This window comes from Microcystis sp. LE19-84.1B (assembly GCF_027531875.1).
Taxonomy (GTDB): domain Bacteria; phylum Cyanobacteriota; class Cyanobacteriia; order Cyanobacteriales; family Microcystaceae; genus Microcystis; species Microcystis panniformis.
On the sequence record NZ_JAPZSR010000336.1, the window covers coordinates 22,970 to 39,645 of the forward strand.

Annotated in this window: 10 protein-coding genes; 6 read left to right on the top strand and 4 right to left on the bottom strand. The window is 39.0% G+C overall.

The features are described 5' to 3' along the window. Nucleotides 1-13: 13 nt before the first annotated feature. Both yqeK and O9324_RS19355 read right to left on the bottom strand, forming a co-directional pair. The gene (gene yqeK / locus O9324_RS19350; RefSeq protein WP_288141050.1) at nucleotides 14-610 is read right to left on the bottom strand and encodes a bis(5'-nucleosyl)-tetraphosphatase (symmetrical) YqeK; all 597 of its coding nucleotides are present in this window, start codon (nucleotides 608-610) and stop codon (nucleotides 14-16) included. Between the two features lie 80 nt (nucleotides 611-690). Continuing rightward, a complete protein-coding gene (locus O9324_RS19355; RefSeq protein WP_288141051.1) occupies nucleotides 691-2,259 on the bottom strand; it encodes a YcjF family protein in 1,569 nt (522 codons plus the stop codon). 355 nt (nucleotides 2,260-2,614) lie between these two features. Between O9324_RS19355 and O9324_RS19360 the strand changes: the two genes are divergently transcribed. From O9324_RS19360 to secF, 3 genes are all read left to right on the top strand, one after another. Then, nucleotides 2,615-3,598: an alpha-ketoacid dehydrogenase subunit beta gene (locus O9324_RS19360; RefSeq protein ID WP_288141052.1), complete on the top strand. Its 984-nt coding sequence runs from the start codon at nucleotides 2,615-2,617 to the stop codon at nucleotides 3,596-3,598. Nucleotides 3,599-3,624: 26 nt separating this feature from the next. Next, nucleotides 3,625-5,031, top strand: a complete 1,407-nt coding sequence (secD, locus tag O9324_RS19365; RefSeq protein WP_288141053.1) for a protein translocase subunit SecD — start codon at nucleotides 3,625-3,627, stop codon at nucleotides 5,029-5,031. Nucleotides 5,032-5,152: 121 nt separating this feature from the next. Beyond that, nucleotides 5,153-6,085: a protein translocase subunit SecF gene (secF, locus tag O9324_RS19370; protein ID WP_194016301.1), complete on the top strand. Its 933-nt coding sequence runs from the start codon at nucleotides 5,153-5,155 to the stop codon at nucleotides 6,083-6,085. Nucleotides 6,086-6,219: 134 nt separating this feature from the next. On the opposite strand, the gene O9324_RS19375 is transcribed toward secF, so the two are convergent. Together O9324_RS19375 and O9324_RS19380 are read right to left on the bottom strand one after the other, a co-directional pair. After that, complete coding sequence (locus tag O9324_RS19375) at nucleotides 6,220-8,211, bottom strand: serine/threonine protein kinase (RefSeq protein WP_288141054.1); 1,992 nt, start codon at nucleotides 8,209-8,211, stop codon at nucleotides 6,220-6,222. Nucleotides 8,212-8,244: 33 nt separating this feature from the next. Then, nucleotides 8,245-10,290, bottom strand: coding sequence for a serine/threonine protein kinase (locus tag O9324_RS19380; RefSeq protein ID WP_288141055.1), 2,046 nt, complete (start codon nucleotides 10,288-10,290; stop codon nucleotides 8,245-8,247). A 322-nt stretch (nucleotides 10,291-10,612) separates the two neighbouring features. Between O9324_RS19380 and O9324_RS19385 the strand changes: the two genes are divergently transcribed. From O9324_RS19385 to O9324_RS19395, 3 genes are read left to right on the top strand one after another with little or no spacing between them, the layout of a single operon-like run. Then, complete coding sequence (locus tag O9324_RS19385) at nucleotides 10,613-13,771, top strand: VWD domain-containing protein (protein ID WP_288141056.1); 3,159 nt, start codon at nucleotides 10,613-10,615, stop codon at nucleotides 13,769-13,771. A 44-nt stretch (nucleotides 13,772-13,815) separates the two neighbouring features. Continuing rightward, nucleotides 13,816-14,988 (top strand): alpha/beta hydrolase family protein, encoded by a 1,173-nt coding sequence (locus tag O9324_RS19390; protein WP_288141057.1) that lies wholly within the window; start codon nucleotides 13,816-13,818, stop codon nucleotides 14,986-14,988. Nucleotides 14,989-15,023: 35 nt separating this feature from the next. Then, complete coding sequence (locus O9324_RS19395; RefSeq protein WP_288141058.1) at nucleotides 15,024-16,676, top strand: WD40 repeat domain-containing protein; 1,653 nt, start codon at nucleotides 15,024-15,026, stop codon at nucleotides 16,674-16,676.

The window sequence follows — 16,676 nt, forward strand, 5'->3', positions numbered from 1 at the left end:
TCTTGAGATTATGTTAATCAATGGGTTTAGTTTTTGTTGGTTGTTCTTTAACAATTTGTAACGCCCAGTTGCGGGTTAGCACGGTGCGGGGATGAATGGGACAATGGCTACTTAAAAGATATTTTAGGGAATAATCGCAGGTTTGTTGAACGCTTTTATGGAGATTTTGATAGCTGAGTTGTCTTAGGGCGTTTAATTCGGGTGTATCGCCGCGATTGGGTTCCAAGGCATCGGCAATAAAGACTATACAGCTAAGATCGCTCATATTGGGTTGACCGAGGGTATGATTGCGAATCGCTTCGAGAATTTCCTCATCGGTAACGTTAAATTCTTTTTGGGCGACAATTGCACTCACGTCGGCGTGGAGTAAGTGGGGATGGGATAAACAGATATTATCCACCTCTATTCCCGCCGATTCTGCCATTTTTAGCAGTTTTTTGGGCTTGAAAAATTTAGCGAGATCGTGTAGCAGCCCCGCTTGCCCTGCTTGGACGGGATCGAGATCGTGATGACGAGCTAAATCAATACACATGGTCTCTACACCGAGAATATGTCGCAGACGGTGTTCGTTGACGTTTTCTTTTAACCAGTCGATAACTTGCTGTCGCATCTTTTTTTTGCCCTTGTGGAACCCCAAAACGATTGTAACAATTACTATACAATTTTGCCTATCGCTCCCGGGTTCGATCTTTACCAATCATCCTCGCGACTAGCTTCTAAAACTTCTTCTTGCTGCCAATCATCCTGAAAAGGTTGTACCACTTTACCGATCGCATCGGCCACAAAAGACTTAATAAATTCTTCCTTGCGACTAAGTTGAAATTGTCTTTGCACCACTTCCGTCATACCACCATCACCCCAGTCTTGATCATGACGGAAATATTCAATAAAACTTTTACCAGCAATGCGGGTTAAATAGGCGGCACTGACCCCTTGAATTGCCTTACCGACTATATAGGTAGTAAAATTTAATTGTAGGATTCTGGCTAATAATTCTACCGCTCCTTTTACCACTCCTAAACTAACTAGAGTTTTGCCCAAAGATAGAGCCAATTCCTTGCCTCGATCGCTGTTAATTTCACAGCCATAAACTTGACCAATTTCCCTGACCATTTGAGCATTAACCGCCGCCGTTGCTAACAGATCGAACACTGGTAAGGGAGTCACTGCAATCACTCCCGCACCGATCCACTGATAGCGATCGATAATTTTATCAGCTTGGCGACGACGTTGGCGATCAATAATTTTCCTAGCTTCTTCTCCTAATCTTTGGGACTGTAAGAGGATATTATCCGCCACCAAATCCTCCCCTTCGGCCCGTAAAACTGAAGCTAAACGTTTAATTAAAGCTAAAATATCTGGTTCTGGTGTGATGATTTGTCCACTGGTTAACTGTACTGGTTGGGGATTAGCGGTAACGGCAATAATATCCGCGGAAAGAATCACTCCTTTTAGACGTTCTCGTAATTGTTTTAAAATAATGTCTCGATCTTCATCGCTATAGAGATCGATTTTATTAAAGACTAAGAGAGAACGTTTACCAATATCAATTAAACGCAATAAAGGGCTGTATTCCGATTGTCGAATATCGTTATCAATGACAAATAAAAGTAAATCTGCTTCCGTGGCTAATTGTCGCGCTAACTGTTCCCTTTGACCTCCGGCTGCACCAATTTCGAGAATGCCGGGGGTATCGGTAATTTGAATTTCCCGATTCACACCTTTCATTTTTAAATTATAGGTTTCCCCTTTTTCCGTGGTTCCCATGGTTGCCTCCACATTGCCCACCATTTGACCGATGAGGGCGTTAATTAGGGAGGTTTTTCCCGCCGATCCTGTGCCGAAAACAATGATTTTAACTTCTTTTCTAACTAAACTTCGCTCAATTTCTTGGGAACGCTTAATAAAAACCTGTTGGGTTACTTTATCTTGAATTTGCTCCACTTGTTGCCGGATAGCTTTTAAGGTTTCCCCGGCGGCCTCGGTTTTTTCTACTGGTAATTTTAGGGGTGGACGGGAGGAAGAACGCAACCCGCGGCGACTTTTTTGCTGCTGGGGCAGCAGATAAAAGTAGTACAGAAGAACGTATATCAGCAAGCCCAGCAGTCCGATAATCAGCAAAAGCAGAATATTAGCTAAGATAGGAGCGGTAAAGGCGATCTGGATGTAAAGACGATAGATAGAGTTGACTAACCACAACATTAATCCGAAAATAAAGCTCAGACCAATGATTAAAGCGGCAAGACGGGGTAATTTCATCAGCTTTAACGGTAGGGGATTGCTTAATCTTGATCTTAGTTCTTTGCCGGCCGATTGTCGGGAACTAGAATAGACTATTATCTATGAAGTAGGGAGGCACAATTATTTATAGGAGCAGTAGCGTAACCCATGCGAGCGTTGGGTTTCATGCTTCAACCCAACCTACGTCCTCCACCTACCTACTCCCTATCTACCCACTTCATAATTCATAATTCATAATTCCCTCTCCCCACTCCCCCACTTCCCCACTCCCCCACTTCCCCACTCCCCCACTTCCCCACCTCCTTCGGGCCAGAAAAGGGGTAAGATAATAAGTTTAGTGATAAGATGACCGAATTGTAAGCGGGGACTTGATATGGCAGAAACCCTATTATTTAATGCTTTGCGACAGGCGATCGATGAGGAAATGGGCCGCGACCAGACAGTATTTGTTTTAGGTGAAGATGTGGGTCATTACGGTGGTTCCTACAAAGTTACCAAAGATCTCTACAAAAAATATGGCGATTTAAGGGTTTTAGATACCCCCATCGCTGAAAATAGTTTTACGGGCATGGCAGTGGGGGCAGCCATGACGGGATTGCGTCCGATTATTGAAGGCATGAATATGGGTTTTCTTCTGCTTGCCTTTAACCAAATTGCCAACAATGCCGGGATGTTACGTTATACTTCCGGCGGTAATTTTAAAATCCCCATGGTTATCCGCGGTCCGGGGGGTGTGGGGAGACAATTAGGTGCGGAACATTCCCAACGTTTAGAGGCCTATTTTCACGCGGTACCCGGTCTAAAAATTGTCGCTTGTTCCACTCCCTACAATGCCAAAGGTTTATTAAAATCGGCGATTAGAGATAATAACCCCGTGCTTTTCTTTGAACACGTTCTTCTCTATAATCTCAAGGAAAATTTACCTGATAGCGAGTATCTTTTACCCCTCGATAAAGCGGAAATCGTTCGCAAGGGAGAAGATATAACTATTCTCACCTATTCGCGGATGCGTCATCACTGTTTACAGGCATTAAAACAGTTAGAAAAAGATGGCTATGATCCAGAAATTATCGATTTAATTTCCCTGAAACCCTTTGATATGGAGGCGATTGCCGCTTCGATTCGCAAGACTCATAGGGTGATTATCGTGGAAGAATGTATGAAAACGGCGGGAATTGCTTCTGAGTTAATTGCTTTAATTAACGAGCAGTTATTCGATGAATTAGATGCCCCTGTGTTAAGATTATCTTCCCAAGATATCCCCACACCTTATAACGGTAATCTAGAAAGATTGACGATTATTCAACCTAATCAAATTGTCGAAGCTGTCCAAAAAATGGTCGGCGATCGCATTTAACAAATTCTCCTTTTGATACTGAAGTTATGCAGAGACAAAATTGGTTATTGTTACTGATCATCGGCCTAGTTGTTGCCTCGATCTTTATCCTGATTAAGTTACCCCTACAATTAGGTTTAGACCTGCGCGGTGGTAGTCAATTAACCATTCAGGTTAAACCCACTGAAACCGTGACAACCATTCAACCTAATGATTTAAAAGCCGTACAAAATGTGATTGAAAATCGCGTTAATGCCCTCGGTGTTTCTGAATCATTAGTGCAGACTGTGGACAGTAAAAATCAGGTAATCGTGCAACTACCCGGTGTCACAGATCCCAAAGAAGCTGAGAGAAACTTAAATGTTCAGGCCCAATTAGAATTTCGTCAGCAAAAACAAGGTACAGAAGGAGAATTTCGGGCTGAATATTCAATTTTTCAACAAAAAAAAGTGGAATTAGCCGCCCTTAAAGCCGAGAATAAACCCGAAAATGCCGCTAAAATTGCCGAACTAGAACAATCTCTCCAGAAATCTAAAGAGGCAATTTTAAATTTATTTGAATCGGTGGACTTAACCGGAAAAAATCTGCAAAATGCCACTATTAGTTCCACCCAAGGCACTAACTGGGAAGTGGCCATTACTTTCGACTCGGAAGGGGGCAGTAAATTTGCCGAACTGACTAAAGCGATCGCGGGTACTGGTCGCAGTATTGGGATTTTCCTCGATAATGAATTAATTAGCGCCCCTGTAGTCGATGTGCAGTTTGCCCAAACGGGAATTACAGGAGGCCGGGCCGTGATTACTGGTAATTTTACCGCCGAAACTGCCAACGATCTAGCGATTCAATTGCGCGGTGGTTCCCTACCTTTCCCTGTCAAAGTGGAAGAAATTCGCACCGTCGGGGCAACTTTAGGCCAGGATAGCATCCGTCGCAGTATCTACGCTGGTTTAGTGGGTTTACTGTTAGTTTTAATCTTTATGGCGGTCTATTACCGTTTACCCGGGATTATCGCCGATATTTCCCTGATTATCTATACTATTCTCTCTCTGGGGGCTTTTGCCTTAGTGGGAGTCACCATGACGTTACCCGGTATTGCTGGATTTATCCTCAGTATCGGCATGGCAGTTGATGCAAATGTACTAATTTTTGAGCGTACCCGGGAGGAATTAAGGGCCGGAAAATCCCTATTTCGGGCAGTAGAGTCGGGATTTTATCGGGCTTTTTCCAGTATTCTTGATAGTAATGTCACTACTTTAATCGCCTGTGCTGCCTTATTTTGGTTGGGTTCAGGATTAGTCAAAGGTTTTGCTTTAACTTTAGCCATTGGGGTAGCTGTGAGTATGTTTACCGCTTTAACCTGTAGTCGCACTCTCCTGTTAATCACCGTGTTAAACGTCCCTAGCATTCGCCAAAAACCCCAACTTTTCTGCCCCAATTTACCGGTAAATCAGTAGGGTGGGTTAGGCGACGACAAGTTATGCTGTTAACCAATAATTTCATATTCGCCGTAACCCACCGATTGCCACTCCCTACTCCCCAAATTCCTTTTTCCTTTTTACTTTTTACTTAATCAATATGGCATTTAGCGTTACAAAACAGCGTAATTTTTGGTGGACAGTCTCGGCCCTGCTGACGATTGGTAGTATTTTGGCCATGGTAATTTCTTGGTTCACTATTCAAGCGCCTTTGCGACCGAGTTTAGATTTTGTTGGTGGCACGAGAATTCAGATAGAATTAGCCTGTGCCAAAAAGAATAACTGTGAGAAACCCTTAACTACTGCCGAAGTGCAAGCAATTTTAGACGAGGAGGGATTGGGTAACAGTAGTGTGCAGGTGTTGGATAAATATACTTTATCGGTGCGGACGAAAACCCTCGTAGAAGAACAGAGAACGAAATTACTCGACACCTTAAACCAGAAAATTGGCACCTTTGACCCCGAAACCAGTCAAATCGATACCGTCGGGCCGACCATTGGTCAAGAATTATTTAGGTCGGGGTTTTTAGCTTTATTAGTGTCATTTTTTGGCATTGCTGTCTATCTCAGCTTCCGTTTTCAACGGGATTACGCTTTTTTTGCCATTGTCGCCCTGCTGCACGACGTTTTGATCACTTTAGGGGTCTTTGCGGTTTTAGGCTTAATTGCGGGGGTAGAAGTGGATAGTTTATTTTTGGTTTCCCTCTTGACAATTGTGGGTTTTTCTGTTAATGACACAGTGGTAATTTATGATCGCGTCCGGGAAAATTTTGTCAATACCCCCGAATTATCCGTGGATGAAATTGTCGATAATGCGGTGAGTCAAACCCTAAGTCGTTCGATTAATACCACCCTGACCACTTTATTGCCTCTGGTGGCGATTTTTCTCTTTGGTGGCAGTACCTTAAAATATTTTGCCCTAGCTTTAATTATTGGCTTCGTAGCCGGGGCCTATTCGAGTATTTTTATCGCTAGTACCCTACTAGCTTGGTGGCGCGGTCGTTCCCATCGAAGCAAGGCTGTGCAAGCTTAAAAATGGCTTTTAGTTGTCAGCTAAATTTTTTGGCCAATTTCGTCAAATATCGGTTTTAATATATTTGCCTCGTTCTTCAACCTCGGACTTTAAATGATCAGCTTTCCTTCGTCAAGCTTTCCAGTTGATGCACTTCATTTTTTATTGGCATTTCGCTTTTCCCAGTGACGATATTGATTAACTAATCTAGCCCTGTTGATATGTGGATATAGTATCATAAAAATCAATAAAAAACTCGTCAAAGCTAATGCTAATAGGACATAAGGATTAAACCATCCAACCACTGAACCAGCACCAATAGCAATACCTAATCCTATCGTTAACAGGATAAAGATGTAGCCTTTGTCAATTTGCTTATTCTTGAATTTTGATTCTGTTGAATAAAGCAATATACTTGTAATTGAAGCGATAATAGTACCTTTGGCGAATCCTATAGCTCCTTCGTTAAAATTAGACGCTGCTACAATCATAACTAAAGTATAAAGTTCTCCTAGTAATCCTCCTATAAATGGAAATATACCTACCTCCAGAAAAAGCCAGCCGAATGTTAGTAATACAAGAATTGTTACATGACGATAACCCACAAGCAAGTAAACCCAAAAAAGAATTTCTTGGTTACTGATGGAAACCATAGAAGACACAATAACAACGATAATAAAAGAAATATAAGTTAACCAAAAGACAAAATACGATAGAAATGGCAAGAAAAATAATTTTGATTTCCAAGTTTTAAATAATGGCAAGAAGGCTCCAATACTACCTGATGTAAAAGCAATAGCATGAATGTTAATTACATCTATGTCAGATTTGAATGGAATCAATAATTCTTCAGATGTAATAGTTTTCAGAATGTCATTCGCAAGTGGAACTTTTACACAAAATACAAACCAAAGTAACACTGAAGCTAAAAGTAAATAAGGAGGATGTTTTACTTTTTCAATAGGTAGAGAAGCCGTGTTAATAATAACCTTTAATTTTTTAGATTTTTGGTCAGCATTACTGCTTAAAATAAGCTCATGTTCATATATTTTGTCTGCCATCAAATGGCTAGTATCAACAGTGACAATAAATTCATGATGATTTCCTGTAAAAGCATGAGGTGTAATTGTAATCCAAGAATGACTATTTCTTGAAGAAACGTCATTTTTATGAGATACAATTGACCACTCTCCTTGTAAAATAGTGTTAGGAATATCATTAATTACTGTAATGGATGACGTAATATTCTCATTTATTTCGTTGGCGGTTAACTCTAATTTTGATGCACTAAGCTGGACTATTGGAGAGCGAATTAAGTAGAGTGGTTTCAATGCTTCTAATGCTTCTTGAGCATTTTGAAAGCGTTTTTCCACGTTTCGCTCTACCATTTTTTCTAGCCAGCTAATAAACTGTAAACTCAATTTGGGAACGAGATGTTTAAAGCGAATTTTGCAATCATTATATTGATCCTGTAATTCACTGATTCTATCAGAATTTATGCCCGTTACTAGGCAAATTAAAGTTAAGCCTAATCCATATAAATCAGAGGCTTTTGTTAATTTTTTTCTTAAAAATTGCTCCGGTGCTATAAAAATGGGCGTACCTGCAAAAATACTGCTATTATTTACCTCTCTACTGCCCATCTTTGCCAAGCCAAAATCAATCAAATAAACTTTTAATTGATCATCTAGCAAAATATTATCTGGTTTAATATCTCGATGATAAATTGGTTCAGGGTATCCTGTTTTGTCCTGTAAATAAATTAATATATTTAACAATTGTATAGCTATTTTTTTGATTTGTTCTGGATTATAACTACGAGGATTAGATAAAGGTTGAGCATTTTTAAACTCTTGGACTAAACACAATCCATTCCCTGAGTCAAAATGGTCGAGATAACGAGGAATTTGTGGATGATTTAATTGTTTTAAAACATCAATCTCTCGCTCAATTGCCCTATATTCTGTCCAATTTGCGTTGGAATTACAAAATCTAAACTGTTTGATAACAACGGGAGTCTGAGTTCTAGTCATTATAGCTTGGTAAGTGATTCTTCCTCCTAAACTATTTATTCCTAACTCTCTGACAACTTGATAGCCATAGTCCTGAAAATTCGGCAAGTTGGTATGATAATAGTTGTTTTCCATAGCTTGATGACCTCTTGGTTATTGGTGTTAAGTTTAGTACATATTGTTGCTGTATTTAGTGATTATTCGAGTATAATAAATAGGCGGAAATAGCAATAGTATTAACAAAGGAATACCAGTCATTAGCAAAGTTGTTAGAATATAAACATTATGCCAACCAATTTGTGAGCCAATACCTGAAGCAATAGCAAATCCAATTGTTAGATATAAATATAGAAGAATTACTATTTTGTTGGTGTAACCTTTTTTTGCAAAGCTGAGATTAACCATTGGAAGTAAGAAAAATTTTGATATTTTTGATATTAAAGGTGACAAATGAAAGGATAGAAAAAACATAAAAGCAGGAAATGAAAATCCCAACAATATTACAATTATAAGAAATATAAGAAAATCATAACCATAGTTAAGAATCAACCCTGGTGCGGGTTTACAATACTCATCAATTGGCTTAAAAAAGTCAATCATAGGCTCAGACAATATAAAATAGCTGGAACAACCGACTATCCCACTTATCACCCCACTTGCCCATATATTATCTTCTTTATGGCTGTCATTAGAATTTTGATTAGTATTTTTGTCGGTTTTTTTATACGAAGAAATAGCCATATATATACAGGCTATAAAACCAAGAATTTTTTGAAGAACTAAAACTTCTGGAGATGTATAACAAACAGTATCAAATACTAACAAATAAGGCAAGAATAATACTATTATAGTTCCCAATGTTCCTGCTATCCACATTATTAAACTGAGACTAATTACCACCAGACAATAATCCATGCCAAGAACGGCTAATGCTGCTAAAATTGTAATGCTCAACTGAAGGATAAGATTGTCCTGTATCCAAACAAATTTAGAGCCAATTGTAAAAATGAGATAGATTCCAGCTAAAAGTAAATAGGGAGGTAATATAGGCTTTGGCAGCGGGGCAGTTTTAATACTAATATTAAATGGTGTGTTATTTTGACGAGCATTGCTTTTAAAAATAATTTCACGCTGATAAACCTTATTAGCGGTTAACTTACTGGTATCTATTGTCAAAGTACATGAGGTTTGATTACTCTTAAACCTTTTCGGATAAATAGTTAACCAATCATGACGATTAATGCGGTGAGATTCATTTTGCCGATAAGATATAATCGAACCTTCTAAAACTGTCTCAGGAATTGGATTATTAATTTTAATATTTTTTCTTATTTTTTCTCCTAAGTGCCCAGCTTCACAGGTAAAACTACTTTGACTCAAGTGAAGCTCGGGAATCCGAATTAACTCCAAGGGAAGAAGCGCATTTAAAGCTTCTTGTGCGTTAGGAAATCTTTGATCTGGGTTAAGTCTTACAAGCTTATCTAGCCACTCAATAAAAGAGAAAGCTAGATGAGAGACACGAGTTTTAAAATTTATCTGAAAATTATAATCTACTATATCCACAAAATCTGTAGATTTAATCTTGCACAAAAGACAAATTAAGGTAGCACCTAATCCATATAAATCCGTTGCTTCGGTGAGAGGAAGATTTTTTACTTGTTCAGGAGACATAAAACCAGGAGTTCCTAAAGCAATACTGCTTAATGCGGTTGCCCTTCCTTCTCCAATTTTGGCGAATCCAAAATCAATTAAATAGACATTTAAGTTATCGTCAACTAGGATATTTTCGGGCTTAATATCTCGATGAATAATCGGAGGAAGTAAACTCTGAAGATAGACAAGAATCTCTAAAAGTTGAATAGCAACACTTTTAATCTCTTGTGGTGTAAAATCATTATTTTCTGATAGAGTTTGTGCATCAATAAATTCTTGGACGATACAAAAACTAGCAGATTCAGTCTTAAAGTCATCTAAATAACTAGGAATTTTTGGATGATGGAGACTCCGCAAAGTTTGAATCTCCCTCTCAATTTGTCTCTCCCCATCAAGAGTGCTACTTCCTCCTACCCACTGAAATTGCTTAATCACCACAATTTGTCCAGTATTAATACTTAATGCTTTGTATGATACTCTGCCAGCAGAAGGGTTGCGACCAAGTTGCTCAATCACTTGGTAGCCATGCGCGGTAAAGTCAGGATACTGCGGTTCAGACATAAGGTGAATAATAACTCTACTTTAAGAAGTTTATCTCAATCATAACTAATAGATCAGTGGATTTATGACACTTGCCCCTAAGTACAGTTGGCTAAAACCGCGCGCACTTGTCGAGAATGCCTCTACTTTCTCAGGAGAAATTCTGTCTAAGCAAGTAATCTCGGTGAACCAAGAATCCCCAAGACTTTAGGCAGGGGAGTGTTAAAAAATTGTTATGGCTAGGGGAGCTTTAAGATTGCTTCGAGGGCTTTGGTGATACAATGAGCCGTTAACTAGCTATCTCTCGGTGGCATGGAGAGCCAAATTGTCAGGAGGTCGAAGCGTGAAAACTCGGTTGCGTTGGTTTTGGGTGGCTTTAGGGGCATTTCTTGCCATTATTGGCGAGGAATTCTTGAGAAAGCTGCTGGCACTCTCTCTCTGTGGCGTTTTTCTGTTGAGTTACTGTCTGCCTGATGCTAAATATAGCGCTTCTGTCGTGGCTCAAACTCCACAACCGGCTATTAGGCAATCTCAAACAGAGCAGAAAATTGATAATTATTTTAGCCCCATTCAACCAGATGGTACACCCAAATTAGGGATCGATCGCTGGTGGGCAACCGCAGGAGTAGATAAGGAAATTACAGTTAATTGGACGGTAGAAGTTAAGGAAAAAGGCGAATATTATCTCCGTCTAGGTGTAGATTTAGAAAATTTTGATGTAATCAAAAGATTTAGAAAGTGGAAGCTCAGTGATAAGGTTTCCATTAAGATTTCAGATGATTATAATAGACCTGTTTCTAGCTATGAAGCATCAGGATATGATGATAAAATATCGATTCGTTTTCGAGAACCAGGTATTTACCAGATCACCATCGACAAATTTGTTGTCCCTCGAGAAGCTGTTGTTGAAGAAATTGAGTTTAAGTTAAATAAATTACACAAGGGTGAATTAGGCGAAGATATTTATCTAAAAACTCTTTTTATTGCTGACCGTCCTGAAGTTACTATCAAAAATTTTAGGATCAAAGTTCCTGACAGTCAAAACAAAGTGATCGACAGTAGAGAACTGACGAAACAAGGTTTAATTAACTATTTTACTCCGATTTTGAATTTTGAGCCAGAGGAAGAATATCAAGTTCCTTTTGATGTTAACAAGAATACTTGGAAAGCCGAAACTAAAGCCACTATTAAGGATAGAGGAAATGCAGATGATTACTTAGATCTTAGTCAATTTAAAACCGATATCAAAGGTGCTTACAGTCGAAGTAAAAAAACTCCTGCTAAAATTTATGCCTCAATCGTTGAAAATGATAATTTAGAAATAGATAACAAAAAAACAGGAATTAAAGAATTAGCAATTAACTATTATTTTCACTATCCCCATAGCAATTGGTACGATCACGAAGGATTTAATAATCATGAAGGAGATTGGGAAGGAATAACGGTCTTTTTACAGAAGGATCGGGATGGATACTACTATCCTTGTCGAGTTGCTTTTGGCGAACACATTTTCTTGGTGAGTGAGTTTATTTCCGAAGGAGGAGAAATTTTTGAATGGACAGAATTAGTTAAGGATAACAATATTCTATTTTCAACTAACTTAGGTAGCCGCAATGATATTCTTGCTCAACCTAATGTTTTTGTCGGTTTGGGTGGTCATGCGAGTTATCCTAAGTCGGACATTAGTGAATTAAGTATCTGTACTAAATTTACGATTCCCACATCTATTGATCCTCGTTGTGAAGAAAAACATCGAGGGGGGAAGATATACAACCTCCATGATAATTTATCTTTAATTTCATCTTCCGACCCTAAATCAAGAGAAGTAGTGGAATATTTACCCCGTGTCGGAGTTGAGAAAATTGAAGACTTAGGTGATAAAAGTTGGTTGCTGTATCCAGGTACATGGGGAAATCCCAAAAATTGTACTACGAAATTACGGCTAGATATAGGTTGTCCTAGCGCACCTCGTGGGCCTGCATTTTTAGATTTAAAGAAAATTAGTGGAATTTCTCAACCTATTTCTAAAATAGCGGGAATAACCTGGGAAAGTTTTGGATTAGGACAACGTTGGTTAAACCCTTGGAAATGGTCAGCAACTTTTGCTGGCGCTGATAAAATTAAAGAAGGTTGTCCACCACCCCAAGAAGAACTGAAACCAGAACCCACCCCCGATATTCCCCGTAAACCGGACGGAAATACAGGCGTTATTTATGGAGACCCTCATATTGTCACCTTTGATGGCTTACGCAATAGTTTTCAAGCGGTAGGCGAGTTTATTATGGCGAAATCTGAAGGGGGAGATTTTGAAGTACAAGGTCGTTTTAAAGGGGTGGGAGATAATGCTTCTTTACCCTCAGCAGTAGCGATCAAAGCGGGTGGTGAACGAATCGGAATTTATCAAGGAAAGCTCAAAATTAATGATAGAAATGTTAATGAGGCTAGTTTGCCAATTGTGCTTGAAGGTGGTGCAAGGGTATATAAGGAAGGGGGTGAATATAGAGTTATTGCACCGACAGGGGAATGGGTAGAAGTTTCGGGAAGTTCGGTCTTAACGATTAAGGTGACAGTCCCCAAATCTCGACTCTCAAAGATGTATGGTCTCCTCGGAAACTACAATAATAACCCAAACGATGATTTGAAAACTCGCCAAGGAAAGGCTGTTGGCATCGCGCTTAATTATGATCAGTTGTATAAGGAGTATGGCAATAGTTGGCGTATTCCTCAGCAAGAGTCTTTATTTGCCTATGAAGTCGGCGAAACTACCACAACTTTTACGAATTTGAATTTCCCGAAAAAGGTGTTGACTTTAGCGGATTTTACGACGCAACAAAAACAAGAAGCGGAACGGGTTTGTCGTAGCGCGGGGGTGACTGCTTCTGCTATGTTGGAATCCTGTATGTTTGATGTGTTGGTGACAGGCGATCGCTCTTTTGCTAATGTGTCTGCTTATGTTCAGTCGGATGTTAAGGTAACAGCAAATATTACGCCAATAGAGAGTCCAAAACCTCAACCTTCTGCTTCTCCAAATAATAAACCTACTTCTACTCAACAACCTCAAACAAGCTGTCAAGCTACTGTTAATAATATCATGCAAGAAATTCGTTCTAAGGGAGTTCAAAGAGTCAATTTTAGTATATCTAGAGGAACTGCCAATAATGATATGACTGGCAACCCAACAAACAGAACTGACGAATTAACTATTAGGCTAATTGATACTAATCGTAACAAACCTGGTCCTCCAATTTATAACATTATGAACTCTCTAAGATTATTGAATAGTTGGGCAAATCAAATTGTTAAAAATTGTGATAATACAGCCATAGTTACTTTTGATGTAAGCAGTTCTATTGAAGTGACTGGTTATCATGTTTGGTGGGAAAGCTTTTATATTCAATCAAATGAGAAAACTAAAAGGGAGAGGTGTATTCTAACAAATGATAATATCGTCACCCCTTTTTCATGGGGAGTATTAAGAAATCAGCCTAGCTGTGGATATTGAAATATACTTGTACTTATACAGTAAAAAATGAGAAATTTACTATTATGACAATCAAATTTAACCCAACTGAAATCCTCTATACTTTCAGCTTACTAGCTTTGATAACTAGCCAGCAACTAAATACCAAAACTGACAACCAAGTTCAAGCAACTCCCACAAACTTTATCGCTCAAACGCAAGAAACGAATATCCCTTCTCGGCAAAACCGAGTTGTTATTATTGTATTTACTGGATTTGCCAGTCAAACCTTAAATGAAATAACAGGAATGCAAAAACTTGTGGATGCTTTGCGTCAAGAAGCAAAACTTGATCGATTAGATTTGAAGATACCAATTTTTGCTTGGAATGAAAAAAAAGATGCTATCAATTATCTAAGTAACTTGAGGCTAAATAATAATGATAAATTGATTGTGATCGGTCATAGTTATGGTGGTGATACAGCCATTCTCTTGGCAAAAGAATTGAAAAAGCGTAATAGACGAGTTGACTTACTTGTTCAAGTTGATTCGGTAGGTAGTAGTGATGATGTTCTTCCCAGTAATGTTGCTAAAGGTATTAATTATTATCAAGCAGATGATAATCCTATATCTTTGGGACGATTTAAGGTACAACAAGAAGTCATTAATTCTACTAACTTAGATGTAAATAGTGTCTTTAGAAATGAATTAATTAGTAATAATAGTTATCCACTCAATCACGGTAGTATTGATGATTCTAATGTGATTCATCAAGCGATTATTCAACAAGTTTTGAATACAATTGCGGTTAAAAATCCTACTCCTCAAGCAAGCTGTCAAGCGACTGTTGATAAGGTAATGCAAGAGATTCGTTCAAAGGGGGTTAGAAGGGTTTGGATTTATCGTCTTTCTAAAGGAACTGCTAATGAAGGTAGAATAGGAAATCCTACAAACAGAACTGACGAGCTACATATTATTTTGAGTCCATACAATGGAATTAATTGGATTCCTGACCCCAAAAATAATCAGATCATTGAGAATATTATGGCATCCCAAATTTTAATGAAAAGTTGGGCGGATAAAATTGTTGTCAATTGTAATAATACAGCGATAGTTTCTTTTGGTGTAGATCAAACAGATTGGACTGAAAGTTACTATGTTCAATCTGATGGAACGACAAAATTAATGGAGTGCCTTAAGGTGAGTACACCACCATCTATTCTTCCGTGGGGTAAGATATGGGGACAACAATGCCTATAAGGAGCGTGAAAAAATCATAAGGAGACTTAGTTATTATGGACATCAAATCTAAGCTAACCAAAATTTTCTGTACTTTCAGCTTATTAGCTTTGATAACTAGCCAACAACTAGACAGTAAGACTGAGCATCAAGTTCAAGCAACTCCAACAAACTTTATCGCTCAAAAGCAAGAAACAAATATCCCTTCTCGGCAAAACCGAGTTGTTATTATTGTATTTACTGGATTTGCCAGTCAAACCTTAAATGAAATAACAGGAATGCAAAAACTTGTTGATGCTTTTCGCAAAGAAGCAAAACTCGATCAATTAGATTTGAAGATACCAATTTTTGCTTGGGATGAAAAAAAAGATGCTATCAGTTATCTAAATAGCTTGGGTCTAAATAATAATGATAAATTGATTGTGATTGGTCATAGTTATGGTGGTGATACAGCTATTCTCTTCGCCAAGGAACTGAAAAAGCGTAATAGAAGAGTTGACTTACTTATTCAAGTTGATTCGGTAGGTAGTAGTGATGATGTTCTTCCCCGTAATGTTGCTAAAGGCATTAATTATTATCAAGCAGATGATAATCCTATATCTTTGGGACGATTTAAGGTACAACAAGAAGTCATTAATTCTACTAATTTAGATGTAAATCGTGTCTTTAAAAATGAATTAATTAGTAGCAATAGTTATCCACTAAATCACGGTAGTATTGATGATTCTAATGTGGTTCATCAGGCAATAATTGAACAAGTTTTGAATGCAATTAATGGAATTGCTGTTAAAAATACTACAGAACCCTACCAATTACAGCGAACCATCACTACTCATTTGCGTGTTCAATCCCTAGCATACAGCCCTGATGGTCAAACCCTTGCCAGTGGGATTTTGGACAACACAATCAAACTATGGAATCCTAAGACAGGTAAGCTGCTGCAAACCATCACTGGTCATTCTTACTATGTTAATTCTCTAGCATACAGCCCCGATGGTCAAACCCTTGCTAGTGGAAGTGCGGACAACACTATCAAGCTGTGGAATCCTCGGTCAGGTAAGCTGCTGCGAACCCTGTCTGGTCATTCTGGCTATGTTTACTCCATAGCATACAGCCCCGATGGTCAAATCCTTGCCAGTGGAAGTGGGGACAACACTATCAAGCTGTGGAATCCTCGGTCAGGTAAGCTACTGCGAACAATCTCTCTAACCCGGAAAGCCGTTATTTACTCCATAGCATATAGCCCCGATGGTCAATCCATTGCAAATGGACGTGATAACAGTATTATCAAGCTGTGGAATACTAGGACGGGTAAGCTGTTGCGAAACCTCACTGGTCATTTTGGCTACGTCATGTCCTTAGCATACAGCCCCGATGGTCAAACCCTCGCCAGTGGGAGTGGGACTACAGACAATACTATCAAGTTGTGGAATCCGCAGACAGGTCAGCTGCTGCAAACTCTCACTGGTCATTCTGGCTGGGTCTGGTCTATAGCATATAGCCCCGATGGTCAAAACCTTGCCAGTGGGAGTGGAGACGATACTATCAAGTTGTGGAATCCGCAGACAGGTAAGCTGCTGCAAACTCTCACTGGTCATTCTGGCGCGGTCTGGTCTATAGCATACAGCCCTGATGGTCAAACCCTTGCAGGGGCTGGGGAGGGAATTATCAAGCTGTGGAGCAGAGGCGCAAAGACGCAAAGAAGGTAA

Excerpts from the sequence above, each read along its gene's own strand:
- yqeK (WP_288141050.1), bottom strand. The coding sequence starts at position 610 with ATGCGACAGCAAGTTATCGACTGGTTAAAAGAAAACGTCAACGAACAC.
- O9324_RS19355 (WP_288141051.1), bottom strand. The coding sequence starts at position 2,259 with ATGAAATTACCCCGTCTTGCCGCTTTAATCATTGGTCTGAGCTTTATT.
- O9324_RS19360 (WP_288141052.1), top strand. The coding sequence starts at position 2,615 with ATGGCAGAAACCCTATTATTTAATGCTTTGCGACAGGCGATCGATGAG.
- secD (WP_288141053.1), top strand. The coding sequence starts at position 3,625 with ATGCAGAGACAAAATTGGTTATTGTTACTGATCATCGGCCTAGTTGTT.
- secF (WP_194016301.1), top strand. The coding sequence starts at position 5,153 with ATGGCATTTAGCGTTACAAAACAGCGTAATTTTTGGTGGACAGTCTCG.
- O9324_RS19375 (WP_288141054.1), bottom strand. The coding sequence starts at position 8,211 with ATGGAAAACAACTATTATCATACCAACTTGCCGAATTTTCAGGACTAT.
- O9324_RS19380 (WP_288141055.1), bottom strand. The coding sequence starts at position 10,290 with ATGTCTGAACCGCAGTATCCTGACTTTACCGCGCATGGCTACCAAGTG.
- O9324_RS19390 (WP_288141057.1), top strand. The coding sequence starts at position 13,816 with ATGACAATCAAATTTAACCCAACTGAAATCCTCTATACTTTCAGCTTA.
- O9324_RS19395 (WP_288141058.1), top strand. The coding sequence starts at position 15,024 with ATGGACATCAAATCTAAGCTAACCAAAATTTTCTGTACTTTCAGCTTA.